At 74.2% G+C, this 12383-nt stretch carries 11 protein-coding genes; 5 read left to right on the top strand and 6 right to left on the bottom strand.

Features of this window, described 5'->3' with window-relative positions; all coding sequences use genetic code 11:
• Positions 1 to 5 precede the first annotated feature (5 nt).
• Complete coding sequence (locus tag ACFVVX_RS06495) at positions 6 to 209, bottom strand: DUF6011 domain-containing protein (RefSeq protein WP_387942069.1); 204 nt, start codon at positions 207 to 209, stop codon at positions 6 to 8.
• Positions 210 to 291: 82 nt separating this feature from the next.
• On the opposite strand from ACFVVX_RS06495, the gene ACFVVX_RS06490 reads away from it, so the two are divergent.
• Positions 292 to 1062, top strand: a complete 771-nt coding sequence (locus tag ACFVVX_RS06490; RefSeq protein WP_387942067.1) for a TetR/AcrR family transcriptional regulator — start codon at positions 292 to 294, stop codon at positions 1060 to 1062.
• A 58-nt stretch (positions 1063 to 1120) separates the two neighbouring features.
• Here the strand turns inward: ACFVVX_RS06490 and ACFVVX_RS06485 are convergent, their stop codons facing one another.
• On the bottom strand, positions 1121 to 1513 hold the full coding sequence (locus tag ACFVVX_RS06485; protein ID WP_387942519.1) for a winged helix-turn-helix transcriptional regulator: 393 nt from the start codon (positions 1511 to 1513) through the stop codon (positions 1121 to 1123).
• Between the two features lie 110 nt (positions 1514 to 1623).
• Here ACFVVX_RS06485 and ACFVVX_RS06480 point away from each other — a divergent pair, with 110 nt between their 5' ends.
• Both ACFVVX_RS06480 and rarD read left to right on the top strand, forming a co-directional pair.
• Positions 1624 to 2475, top strand: coding sequence for an NAD(P)H-binding protein (locus ACFVVX_RS06480; protein ID WP_387942517.1), 852 nt, complete (start codon positions 1624 to 1626; stop codon positions 2473 to 2475).
• Positions 2476 to 2619: 144 nt separating this feature from the next.
• The gene (gene rarD, locus ACFVVX_RS06475; protein ID WP_387942065.1) at positions 2620 to 3618 is read left to right on the top strand and encodes an EamA family transporter RarD; all 999 of its coding nucleotides are present in this window, start codon (positions 2620 to 2622) and stop codon (positions 3616 to 3618) included.
• A 63-nt stretch (positions 3619 to 3681) separates the two neighbouring features.
• On the opposite strand, the gene ACFVVX_RS06470 is transcribed toward rarD, so the two are convergent.
• From ACFVVX_RS06470 to ACFVVX_RS06460, 3 genes are read right to left on the bottom strand one after another with little or no spacing between them, the layout of a single operon-like run.
• Positions 3682 to 4602, bottom strand: coding sequence for an ABC transporter permease (locus tag ACFVVX_RS06470; protein WP_387942063.1), 921 nt, complete (start codon positions 4600 to 4602; stop codon positions 3682 to 3684).
• Complete coding sequence (locus ACFVVX_RS06465) at positions 4589 to 5725, bottom strand: ABC transporter ATP-binding protein (RefSeq protein WP_387942061.1); 1137 nt, start codon at positions 5723 to 5725, stop codon at positions 4589 to 4591. The genes ACFVVX_RS06470 and ACFVVX_RS06465 overlap by 14 nt, the downstream gene beginning before the upstream one ends.
• Complete coding sequence (locus tag ACFVVX_RS06460) at positions 5725 to 6951, bottom strand: outer membrane lipoprotein carrier protein LolA (protein ID WP_387942059.1); 1227 nt, start codon at positions 6949 to 6951, stop codon at positions 5725 to 5727. The genes ACFVVX_RS06465 and ACFVVX_RS06460 overlap by 1 nt, the downstream gene beginning before the upstream one ends.
• A 193-nt stretch (positions 6952 to 7144) precedes the next feature.
• Between ACFVVX_RS06460 and ACFVVX_RS06455 the strand changes: the two genes are divergently transcribed.
• Positions 7145 to 9718: a bifunctional FO biosynthesis protein CofGH gene (locus ACFVVX_RS06455; protein ID WP_387942057.1), complete on the top strand. Its 2574-nt coding sequence runs from the start codon at positions 7145 to 7147 to the stop codon at positions 9716 to 9718.
• A 133-nt stretch (positions 9719 to 9851) separates the two neighbouring features.
• Here ACFVVX_RS06455 and ACFVVX_RS06450 read toward each other — a convergent pair whose 3' ends face one another.
• Positions 9852 to 10964, bottom strand: coding sequence for a tyrosine-protein phosphatase (locus ACFVVX_RS06450; RefSeq protein ID WP_387942055.1), 1113 nt, complete (start codon positions 10962 to 10964; stop codon positions 9852 to 9854).
• Positions 10965 to 11151: 187 nt separating this feature from the next.
• Between ACFVVX_RS06450 and ACFVVX_RS06445 the strand changes: the two genes are divergently transcribed.
• Positions 11152 to 12267 (top strand): ADP-ribosylglycohydrolase family protein, encoded by a 1116-nt coding sequence (locus tag ACFVVX_RS06445; RefSeq protein ID WP_387942053.1) that lies wholly within the window; start codon positions 11152 to 11154, stop codon positions 12265 to 12267.
• Positions 12268 to 12383 lie beyond the last annotated feature (116 nt).

Here is a 12383-nt window from a genome sequence, read left to right as displayed (position 1 = left end):
CCGCCCTAGCCCATCCCCGGCAGCGGATCCTGCTCGACGTGGTGGCGGGGGACGCGCTCGGCGGTGTCGCGGCAGCCGGGTCCGAGCCGCAGCAGGCGGGACTCGGGGTCGTGGAGGGGGCGGTGGCAGCGGCGGCAGGTGACGTGCGGGCGCAGCAGCTCCGGTTCGGGCGGGGTGCCGGGCAGGGGAGTGGGTCCGGGGCTGGTCATGGCCCGAACCTAGCGGGACGTCCGCCTGACGTCACGGCTCCCGGCCCCCTCGGCCGGGCGGCCGCCGTGAAAGGATTCGCCCATGGCCACCGACCGCAGTAGCGCAGGAGACCCCGCGCGTACCCTCGCCCTGCTCTGGGGGCTGACGGCGGCCGAGAAGCCGGGCCGGCGCGGGCCGCGCCAGGCGCGCTCCACGGAGGAGATCGCCGCGTCGGCGATCGTGTTGGCCGACGCCGAGGGCGTGGACGCCGTCACCATGCGCCGGGTGGCCCAGGAGCTCGGGCTCTCGCCGATGGCGCTCTACACCTACGTGCCGGGCAAGGCCGAGCTGCTCGACCTGATGCTGGACACCGTCTACGCCCGGATGCCCCGGACCGCGCCCGCGGACGACGGCTGGCGTGCCCGGGCCGCCGCCGTCGCCGACGACAACCGCGCCCTCTACCGCGCCCACCCCTGGGTGGCGAGTGTTTCCACCAGCCGCCCGCCGCTCGGTCCCGGGCTGATGGCGAAGTACGAGTACGAGCTGCGCGCCCTGGAGGGCGCCGGCCTGTCGGACGTCGACCTCGACGCGGCCCTGACCCACCTGCTCGGCTTCGTCCAGACCTGTGCCCGGATGGCCGCCGACGAGCGCGCCGCCGAGCAGGACAGCGCGATGGGCGACGAGCAGTGGTGGGCCGCCCACGCGGAGCTGCTCGCCCGCGTCTTCGACCCCGGGCGCTTCCCGACCGCCGCCCGCGTGGGCACCGCCGCCGGGGAGGCCCACGGCGGCGCCTACAGCCCCGACCACGCCTACGCGTTCGGGCTGGCCCGGGTGCTGGACGGGCTGGCGGCGCTGGTCGAGGAGAGCGAGTAGACCGGCCGGTACGCCGCGGGGACCGGACAGGTGGGCCGGTCAGCCGTTCCGGCCCCGCTCAGCGCGGCCGTGCGTCGTACTCCGCGCGGGCCGTCTGGACGGCGGGGACTCGGGACTCGGACCAGTGCGCGAGGGCGGCGACCAGCTGGGCGGCCTCCCGGCCGAGGGGGGTGAGGCTGTAGTCGACGCGGGGCGGGATCACCGCGTGGGCCTCGCGGAGGACGAAGCCGTCGCGTTCGAGGGTCTGCAGGGTCTGGGCGAGCATCTTCTCGCTCACGCCCGACACCCGGCGGCGCAGTTCGCTGAAGCGGTAGCCGCGCTCCTCCAGTGCGGCCAGGACCAGGACGCCCCAGCGCGTGGTGACGTGCTCCAGGACGCCGCGGGACGGGCACATCCGGTCGTAGACGTCGGGCGGGGGCAGCTCGCCGAGGGGGGCGGTGGCCTGGGTCATTACCTTCATACCAGTACCGTACTTTGAAGTGCGTACTTTCGAAAGGTTAGTGCAGTCCCTAGGGTTAGTTGCGAGGTCAACGAAGCAGCGAAGCCAACCGAGGGAGCAACATCATGTACGTCGTCACCGGTGCCACCGGACAGCTCGGCCGTCTGGTCGTCGAGGGCCTGCTGGCCGAGGTCCCCGCGAGCGAGGTGGCGGTGGCCGTGCGTTCCGCCGGGAAGGCCGCGGACCTCGCCGATCGCGGGGTGACCGTCCGGGTGGTCGACTACGACCGCCCCGAGACCCTGGCCGACGCCTTCGCGGCCGGCGACCGGGTGCTGCTGATCTCGGGCAGCGAGGTCGGCCGCCGCATCCCGCAGCACCGCGCCGTGGTGGACGCGGCGCGCGCCGCCGGCGTCGCGCTGCTCGCCTACACCAGCGCGCCGGGTGCGGCCACCTTCCGGCTGGCGGACGAGCACAAGGAGACCGAGACGGCCATCCGCGAGTCCGGCGTCCCCTTCGCCCTCCTGCGCAACGGCTGGTACACCGAGAACTACCTCGGCGACGCGGCCGGTACCGCGGCGCGCGGTGCCGTGATCGGCAGCGCGGGCCAGGGCCGGGTGGCCAGCGCCGCGCGTCGGGACTACGCGGACGCCGCCGTCGCGGTGCTGCTCGGCGAGGGGCACGAGAACCGGGTCTACGAGCTGAGCGGTGACGCCGCCTGGAGCCTGGCCGAGCTGGCCGCCGAGCTGGCGGAGGTCTCGGGCAAGCCGGTGGAGCACCGCGACGTGGCCCCGGCCGAGCACCGCGAGGTGCTGGTGGGCGCGGGTCTGCCGGAGGGCTTCGCCGAGATCCTGGTCGACGTGGACGCCGGGATCGCCCGCGGCGAGCTGGCCGGCACCCCCGGTGACCTGGCCCGGCTGATCGGCCGCCCGACCACGCCGCTGGCGGAGAGCGTCCGCGCGGCCCTGGGTGCCTGACCGGTCCGGGCCTGCCCCGGCGCGATTCCGGCACGGCCCGGCGCGCCTCATGTCATGACCAAAACGTGAATACGTAGATGACATCCTGCCCCCGCGCCCGCTACCGTCGGCTCGACACACGTGCGCGCGGAGGGCAGGCCGTCGATGGCAGAGACAACCCAGCAGGAAGCCGGCAGAGGCCTCTGGCTCGGCGCCGCCGCGTACGGGATGTGGGGCCTCTTCCCGCTCTTCTGGCCGCTGCTGGAGCCCGGCGCCGCGGACGACATCCTGGCCAACCGGATGGTCTGGTCCCTGGTCGCCGTGGTGCTGTTCCTCCTGGCCCAGCGGCACTGGGGCTGGATACGCCCGCTGCTGCGCCAGCCCCGCCGACTCGCCATGTCGGCTGCGGCGGCGGCCGTGATCTCGGTCAACTGGGGCGTCTACATCTGGGGCGTCAACACCGGGCACGTCGTGGAGACCAGCCTCGGCTACTTCATCAACCCGCTGGTGACCATCGCCTTCGGCGTGCTGGTGCTCAAGGAGCGGCTGCGGGTCGTGCAGTGGACGGCCGTCGGCATCGGCGCCCTCGCCGTGGCGGTGCTGACCATCGGGTACGGGCGGCTGCCCTGGATCGCGCTCACCCTGGCGTTCTCCTTCGCCACCTACGGGCTGCTGAAGAAGAAGGTCGGGCTCAGCGGGCTGGAGAGCCTGGCGGTGGAGAGCGCCTTCATGTTCCCGTTCGCGCTCGGGTACCTGGTCTACCTGGAGGTCGTGGGCCGCGGCACCTTCGGGCACACCGTGCCCGGCGAGTACGGCTGGGGGCACTCGGGGCTGCTGCTGCTCAGCGGGGTGATCACCGCGATCCCGCTGCTCTGCTTCGGCGCCGCCGCCGTCCGGGTACCGCTGACCATGCTCGGGCTGCTGCAGTACCTGGCACCGGTGTTCCAGTTCCTGATCGGCATCGTGGTCTTCCACGAGTCCATGCCGCCCGCCCGCTGGGCAGGCTTCGCCCTGGTGTGGGCGGCGCTGGCGGTGCTCACCTGGGACGCGCTGCGCCGGGTGCAGGCGGACCGCGTCGAGCGGGCGGCCCTCCGGAAGCAGGCTGCGGCGGTACAGGCCGCCCCCGGCGCCGCACCCGCCACCGCCCCGGCGGCGGCCGGCTGACGCAGACCCCGCGGGCCCCCGCCGACAGCACCTCGTCGACGGGGCCCGCTGCTCGGTTCGGCCCTACGCCGTGATGTCCCGGCTGGTGAACCGCGACCACGCGGCCGAGCCGAACACCGCGACGTAGGCGGCCTGGAGGCCGAGGTTCTTCAGCACGCCGTCCCAGTACATCGGCTCGCGCAGCAGGTCCCCGAAGCTCAGCCAGTGATGGGTGAAGAGGAACGGCTGGATCGCGTGCAGCTGCGGGAAGCTGTCCAGGATCTGCACGGTGATCACCAGACCGACGGTGGCCGCCATCGCCGCGATGCCGCTGCCGGTCAGCGTCGAGATGAACAGCCCGATCGCCACCAGCCCGGCCAGTGAGGCCGCCACCACCGCGGCGACCAGCACCGCCCGCAGCAGCGCGGAGCCGAGGCCGATGGTGTCACCGGAGATCAGCGTGACCTCGCCGAGCGGGAACAGCGCCGCGCCGGTGGCGAGCGCCGCCAGCGCGACCGTCGCCGTGGCCGCCAGGCAGAACACCAGGCCGGCGGTGAACTTGGCGGCCAGCAGCCTGGTCCGCCCGGCCGGCGCGACCAGCAGGTAGCGCAGCGTCCCGGAGGCCGCCTCGCCCGCGACGGAGTCCCCGGCGACCACGCCGACCGTCATGGGCAGGAAGACCGGCAGCGCCACCGCCAGCGCGGTGAAGACCAGGAACAGGCCGTTCTGCGTCACCTGCGCGATGAAGGCGGGACCCTCGCCGCCGCGCGGCCCGTCCGTCTCGATCTTGACGACGACGCCGATCAGGATCGGCAGCACCGCGAGGATCGCCAGCAGCACGATGGTGCGCACCCGGCGGAAGGTCAGCACCAGCTCGCTGCGGAACAGCGCCAGGAACCCGGCCGCCGTCTGCGGCCGCCGCCCGACCACCGGCCCGGCGGCGACCCCGGCCCCGGCGGGCGCGGCCCCCGAACCCCCGGCCCCGGCAACCTCAGCCCGCGACATCGAAGCCCTCCCCGGTCAGCGCCACGAAGGCGTCCTCCAACGTCCCGCGCTCGACCCCGAAGCCGCGCACCCGCACCCCGGCCTCGACCAGCGCCGCGCACAGCTTGGGCAGCAGGTCGTCGGCCGCCGCCTCAGCGCCCGACGCGCCCTCGGCGGGCACGCCCGGCACGCCGTCCACCCGGCCCTCGCCGACGGTCACATCGGCCACCCCGTACGCCGTCAGCAGTTCGGCGGCCTGCGCCACGTCGGGCGTCCGGACCACCAGCCGGCCCTGCGCCCGGGCGGCCAGCTCGGCGACGGTGCCCTGGACGACCAGCCGCCCGCGCGACATCACCGCGGCGTGGGTGCAGACCTGCTCGATCTCGTCCAGCAGGTGCGAGGAGAGGAACACCGTCGTCCCCTCCGCCGCGACCTCCCGTACCAGCGCCCTGATCTCCCGCATGCCCTGCGGGTCGAGGCCGTTGGTCGGCTCGTCCAGCACCAGCAGCTCGCGCGGCTGGAGCAGCGCCGAGGCCAACCCGAGCCGCTGCTTCATCCCCAGCGAGTACGCCCGCGCCTTCTTGCCCGCGGCCGCGGTCAGTCCGACCCGGTCCAGCGCCTCGGTGACCCGCTGCCGTCGGGTGCGCGGGTCGGCCGTCGGATCGGCCGCGTCGAAGCGGGCCAGGTTGTCCCGGCCGGAGAGGAAGCCGTACAGGGCCGGGCCCTCGATCAGCGCACCGACCCGGGGCAGCACGGTGGCGACGGACTGCGGCATCGACTCGCCGAGCACCGTGGCCACGCCGGAGGTGGGCGCGATCAGCCCCATCAGCATCCGGATGGTGGTGGTCTTGCCGGAGCCGTTCGGGCCGAGGAAGCCGAAGACGCTGCCGCGGGGCACCGTCAGGTCCAGCCCGTCCACGGCGAGCTGGCCGCCCCGGAAGCGCTTGGTCAGACCCCTGGCGCTGATCACCGCGTCGGATCCGGAGAGGTCGACGGCAGAAGCACCGGAGGGAGCTCCGGCACGAACGCCGGAGGGAGCGACGGCGGGAACGGTCGCGGGAACGGCCACGGGGGCCGGGCGCACCTCGGCGCCCGGCCCCCCGGCCGGCTCCGTAACGTCCCCCGTTACGGGAGCCTGGGTCATTACTTCACCCCGGCCGCACTCTGCAGCACCGGGAGCGTCACCGCACCGGCGAACACCCGGCCGTCATCCGTGACCAGCACGTTCAGCACCTTGGTGCTGATCAGAGTGCCGCCCTTGACGGGCTTGCCGAGCGACTTCACCAGGCCCTGCACGCTCTGGCCGCCGCCGTTGCCCCGGCCCTTGTCGCCGTGCCGGCCCTGCTTGCCGGACTCCGCCGGGGCGGTGATGTCACCGCTCGGCAGCCGGGTGCTCAGCACCGTCGTCCAGCCCTCGCCGACGACGTTCAGGTCGCCCTTCTCCGCGGCGGCGCCGGGGGCCTGGTGGCCCTCGCCCCGACCGTCCGCCTTCTGCTCCGTCACCTTGGCGCCCTTGGGGGCCGAGAACTCGAAGGACTTGGCGGCCGGCTTGGCGAACGACACGTCCTTGAAGTGGACGTCCAGCACGGTCGAGCCGTCCGTCCCCTTGACCACCACCGCGAGCGGCACGCCGTTGTCGGCGGCCACCGCGATCCGCACCTCGCCGATGGTCGAGCCGGACTGGGTGGGCTTCACGCTGAGCTGGTAGGCCTTCTGCCCGGCCACGTTCGCCGTGCCGTCGACGGTGACGGCGGTGGTGCCCGCGCCCGCCGCGAGGAACTCCCGGGCCGCCTCGGCCGGCGTGGCCGGCACCCCGGTCAGCGGGGCCCGCTCCGGGTGGCCCGGCCGCGCGCCCTGCGGAGCCGTCAGGTGCACCGCCTCGTTGGTGGAGCTGTCCCAGGCCCAGACCTGGTCGCCGTTGTGCACCAGCTCGTACTCGGACAGGTTCTCGATCAGGCCGATCCGCTGCCGGTCCGGGCCGTCCACCGCCACCCGCAGGGTGTGGTCCCCGCCGAGCAGGCCGGCCAGCTTGGCCTCCGGCGCGGCCGAGGAGGACGAGCCGGTGCCGCCGGAGCCGATCCCGCCGCCCGCGGCGGAGAAGAGCTGGCCCGGGACGCCGAGGTCCGCGGAGACCGCGACCGTGCCGGAGAGCGTCTGCGCCTGCGAGCCGAGCGCCTTCGCCACCACCTGCTCCGCCGTCAGCGCGGGCAGGTTCGGCGGGGAGTCGTCCGCCAGCGCCGGCACCAGGCCGATCCCGGCGGCGATCGTGCCCGCCACCACCAGCGGCACCGCCACCCGCACCGCGGTGCGCCGCCCGGACCGGTAGGGCACGCCGCCCTGGTGCTCCTGAGTCGCCGTGTCGTCCGTCATACGTCCAACCCCTCCGTAACCGTGACCGAATACCCGTGACCGACTGCCTGTGCCTCTCCATTACACGGCCGCGAGCCGCCGGAGTCATCGCCCTGCAGGGCCAGATCGGGGTCGGTCTCCCGGCGCAGTCGACCCTGATACCTCCTCAGGGTTCCCTCCTCCGGACGTACGAGAACTGGCGTAGGGTCGCGCCATGGACGCATTGAACACCCCGACCGCGAACGCGATGCGGCGCGCCCTGCGCCGTGCCCGGGACGGTGTCGCGCTGGACGCGACCGAGGCGGCGGTCCTGCTCCAGGCCAGAGGGGACGACCTGGGGGATCTCTGTGCGAGCGCCGTCCGGGTGCGCGACGCGGGGTTGGCGGAGGCCGGTCGGCCGGGCGTCATCACCTACTCCAAGAGCGTGTTCATCCCGCTCACCCGGCTCTGCCGCGACAAGTGCCACTACTGCACCTTCGTCACCGTCCCCGGCAAGCTGCGCCGGGCCGGCCACGGGATGTTCATGTCGCCGGACGAGGTGCTGGAGGTGGCCCGCCGGGGCGCCGAGCTGGGCTGCAAGGAAGCCCTGATCACGCTCGGCGACAAGCCCGAGGACCGCTGGCCCGAGGCCCGCGAGTGGCTGGACGCGCACGGCTACGACGACACCATCGCCTACGTCCGGGCGATGTCCATCCGCATCCTGGAGGAGACCGGGCTGCTGCCGCACCTCAACCCCGGGGTGCTGAGCTGGACGGACTTCCAGCGGCTCAAGCCGGTCTCCGCCTCGATGGGCATGATGCTGGAGACCACCGCCACCCGGCTGTGGAGCGAGCCCGGCGGCCCGCACCACGGTTCGCCCGACAAGGAGCCGGCCGTCCGGCTGCGGGTGCTGGAGGACGCCGGGCGCAGCTCCGTGCCCTTCACCAGCGGGCTGCTGATCGGCATCGGCGAGACCTACCGGGAGCGCGCCGAGTCGCTGTTCGCCCTGCGCAAGGTCTCCCGGGCCTACCACGGGATCCAGGAGCTGATCCTGCAGAACTTCCGCGCCAAGCCGGACACGGCGATGCGCGGCATGCCGGACGCCGAGCTGGACGAGCTGGTCGCGACCGTGGCCGTGGCCCGGCACGTGATGGGCCCGACGGCCTGTCTGCAGGCCCCGCCGAACCTGGTCGACGGGGAGTACGAGCGGCTGATCGGCGCAGGCATCGACGACTGGGGCGGGGTCTCGCCGCTGACGCCCGACCACGTGAACCCGGAGCGCCCCTGGCCGCAGATCGAGCGGCTGGCCGAGCGGTCCGCGGCGGCCGGCTTCGAGCTGCGCGAGCGCCTCGCGGTCTATCCGGAGTACGTCCGGCACGGCGAGCCCTGGCTGGACCCGCGGGTGCTGCCGCACGTCCGGGCGCTCAGCGACCCGCGGACCGGCCTGGCCCGCCCCGACGCCGTGGTCACCGGCCACCCGTGGCAGGAGCCCGAGGACCTGCCCGCCTCGTACGGGCGGACCGACCTGCACGCCACCATCGACACCGAGGGCCGCACCGGGGACCGCCGGGCCGACTTCGAGGACGTCTACGGGGACTGGGAGGTGCTGCGCGAGCAGGTCCTCGCCAAGGGCGCCCCCGAGCGGTTGGCGGGTGATCTGCGCGGGGCCCTCGCGGTGGCCGCCGAGGACCCGACCAGGCTGACGGACGACCAGGCGCTCGCGCTCTTCCACGCGGACGGCCCGGCCCTGGACGCGCTCTGCCGGATCGCCGACGACGTCCGGCGCGACGCGGTCGGCGAGGACGTCACCTACTGCGTCACCCGGAACATCAACTTCACCAACGTCTGCTACACCGGCTGCCGGTTCTGCGCCTTCGCCCAGCGCCGCACCGACGCGGACGCCTACACCCTCTCGCTGGAGCAGGTCGCCGACCGGGCCGCGCAGGCCTGGGAGGTCGGCGCCACCGAGGTCTGCATGCAGGGCGGCATCCACCCGGACCTGCCCGGCAGCGCCTACTTCGACATCGCCCGCGCGGTGAAGGAGCGGGTGCCCGGCATCCACGTGCACGCCTTCTCGCCGATGGAGGTGGTCAACGGCGCGACCCGCACCGGGCTCTCCGTCCGCGACTGGCTCCAGCAGGCCAAGGAGGCGGGCCTGGACACCATCCCGGGCACGGCGGCCGAGATCCTGGACGACGAGGTCCGCTGGGTGCTGACCAAGGGCAAGCTGCCCGCCGCGACCTGGGTGGAGGTCGTCACCACCGCGCACGAGCTGGGCATCCGCTCCTCCTCCACGATGATGTACGGGCACGTGGACACCCCGGGGCACTGGCTGGGGCACCTGCGGCTGCTCGCGGAGATCCAGCAGCGCACCGGCGGGTTCACCGAGTTCGTGACGCTGCCGTTCATCCACACCAACGCGCCGGTCTACCTGGCGGGGATCGCCCGGCCCGGACCGACCGCCCGGGACAACCGGGCCGTGGTCGCGATGGCGCGGCTCCTGCTGCACCCGCACATCCCCAACATCCAGACCAGCTGGGTGAAGCTGGGCGCCGAGGGCGCGGCCGAGATGCTCCGCTCCGGCGCCAACGACCTGGGCGGCACGCTGATGGAGGAGACCATCTCGCGGATGGCCGGTTCGGCGTACGGGAGCTACAAGTCGGTGCGCGACCTCCAGGCGATCGCCGAGGCGGCCGGCCGCCCGCACCGCCAGCGCACCACCACCTACGGCGAGGTGTCCGCCGAGCGCCGGGCCGCCGCGCTCGCCTCGGACGGGCACCTGCCGGAGCTGCTGCCGTTGGTGGACTGACCCGGCCGCCGGGAACCGCCCGGCGGCGGCGTCGCAACCGTCGGGAGCCGTCGGGAGCCGTCGGAAACGTCCGAACCGCGAGCACCGGTCCCCGCGCCACCGTCGGGGACCGGCCCGCCCTCCGGTGCGGGCCTCAGCCGACCAGCAGCTGGCTGCGCAGGTCGCGCAGGTCGCGCCTGTCCAGGCCGAGGCCGGACTTCAGGTAGGCGTCGAAGGAGCCGAAGGCCCGCTGGACCTCGTCGAAGCCGGCGTTCAGGTACTCGGGGCGGACGTCCAGCAGCGGCTTGTAGACGGCCTGGTAGGCCGGGGGCAGCTTGGCCAGCGTGGCGGCGATCTCGGCGGCCCGGTAGGTGTTGCTGGCCAGGTAGTCGGCCTCGACGCTCTCGCGCGGCACGCCCAGGGCGGTGAGCAGCGCGGCGGAGGCCCAGCCGGTGCGGTCCTTGCCGGCGGTGCAGTGGAACAGGATGTTCTCGTCGTCGCGCTCCACCACGGAGTCGAGCAGCGCGTGGTAGGCGGTCCGGGCGCTGTCGGCGGAGACCATGGTGCGCTCGGCGTCGACCATGGCCTGGACGGCGGCCTGCGGGGTGGTGACGTTGAAGGCACCGGTGTCGGGGACGCCGAGCACGTTGGCGTCGACGGCGGTGGCGCCGGCCGGGATGCGGTCCGGGGCGGTCTTCTGCTCGCCGGGGGTGCGCAGGTCGAAGACGGTCCGGATGCCGAGGCGGCGCAGCTTGGCGAGGTCCTCGTCGGTCAGCTTGCCGAGGTCGCCGGAGCGGTAGACCACGCCCATCCGCACCCAGTGGCCGTCGGTGGTGCGGTAGCCGCCGGCGTCGCGGAAGTTGGGGGCGGAGGCCAGGTGCAGCGAGCGGTCCGCGACGACGAGCGACTCGCCGCGGTCCGGGACGAGCTCGAAGTACCAGCGGTCGGCGGCGGCCAGGCCGGTGACGGTCACGGTGGCGCTGCCCGCGCCCCGGGCGACCGGCTTGCGGTGGCGGATGTCCTCCGGGTCGGTGCCGGCGTAGACGGTGACGCCCCGGGTGCCGGGCGCGGTCCAGCCGAGCGTGAACGTGCCGTCGGCCTGCTGGGTGACGGTGGCGGCGGTGAACGGGATGGCGTGCGCGGACTGCTTCGCCTCGGCGGCGGCCGTGGGGGCGGCCGGGGCGGCGAGGGCGAGCGCGGGGGTACCGAGGACGAGTGCGCCGGTGAGGGCCAGTGCGGTGGTCAGACGGGTGTGGGAGATGGTCATGGCCGGACGGTAGGGAGCCCCGGGTGGCGGTTCGTGTCCGCCGGGTGGCGCCGCAGCAACAAGATGTTGAAGTGCTGGTGTGCGAGGGAACACCTCGACTTGTTCGGGCATTCGAATACAGTGCGATGGCGCGCGACCGGCCGAGCGTCGCGCGGCCTGATCCCCGGACGAAAGGCGCCCCGTCGTGATGCCACTGTGGTCACGCGCCCAGCAGCAGGACTTCCGCAGCCGGGTGCGGGGCTGTCTGCTCGGCGGTGCGATCGGCGACGCACTCGGCGCCGGTGTCGAGTTCGAGTCGCTGGAGAAGATACGGGCCCTGCACGGGCCGCACGGCGTCACCGGCTACGTCCCCGCGTACGGCCGGCTCGGCGCGGTCACCGACGACACCCAGATGGTGCTGTTCACGCTGGACGGCCTGATCCGCGCCCACATCCGCCGGGACACCGGCAGTTGGCACCCGCCCACCGACATCCACCTCGCCTATCTGCGCTGGGCCGCCACCCAGCGCGACTGGGGTCCGGACGAGCGGCGGGCCGACCTCGGCTGGCTCGGCCGCGAGGAGTGGCTGTACGCGCAGCGGGCCCCGGGCCAGGCCTGCCTCTCCGGTCTCTCCGGTCCGGAGGCGGACCGGCTGGGCACCCTGGAGGCGCCCAAGAACCCGCACTCCAAGGGCTGCGGCACGGTGATGCGGGCGGCGCCGTTCGGGCTGCTCACCACCTGGGAGCCAGGCCTGGTGTTCCAGTTGGCGGTGGAGTGCTCGGTGCTGACCCACGGCCACCCCAGCGGCTACCTCTCGGCCGGCGCCCTCGCGGTGATCGTCCAGACCGCGGCCCGCGGCGGCACCCTGGAGGAGGGCGTCCACCTGGCGCTGGCGCTGCTCTCCGAGCGGCCGGCGCACGAGGAGACCACGGCCGCGCTGCGCGGGGCGCTGGACGCGGTCCGGGCCGGGGAGCCGTCCGCCGAGCGGGTCGAGGCGTTGGGGGAGGGCTGGGTCGCCGAGGAGGCGCTGGCGATCGGGGTCTACTGCGCGCTGGTCGCCCACGATGTGCGCTCGGGCCTGCTGCTGGCGGTGAACCACTCGGGAGACAGCGACTCCACCGGCGCGATCTGCGGCAACCTGCTCGGGGTGCTGCACGGCGACACCGCGCTGCCGCCCGGCCTGGTGGCCGGCCTGGAGGGGCGCGGGGCGATCCTGGAGCTGGCCGACGACTTCGTCCTGGAACTGATGCACGGGCCCGAACTGCACAGTCTGGAAACGCCGGAGGGCCTCGCCTGGGCCACCCGGTACCCGGTACTGCGCTGACACCCGGCCGCCGGCCCGGCCCCGGACACGCAGTTGCCCGTAGCGGGGCCTGCCGCCGGGAGGGCGGCGGACCCCGCTACGGGCAACTGGGCCGAGATCGGGCGGCCGGGTGAACC

The organism is Kitasatospora sp. NPDC058170, from assembly GCF_042883905.1.
Taxonomy (GTDB): Bacteria; Actinomycetota; Actinomycetes; order Streptomycetales; family Streptomycetaceae; genus Kitasatospora.
This window is presented reverse-complemented; position numbering and strand designations above follow the sequence as displayed.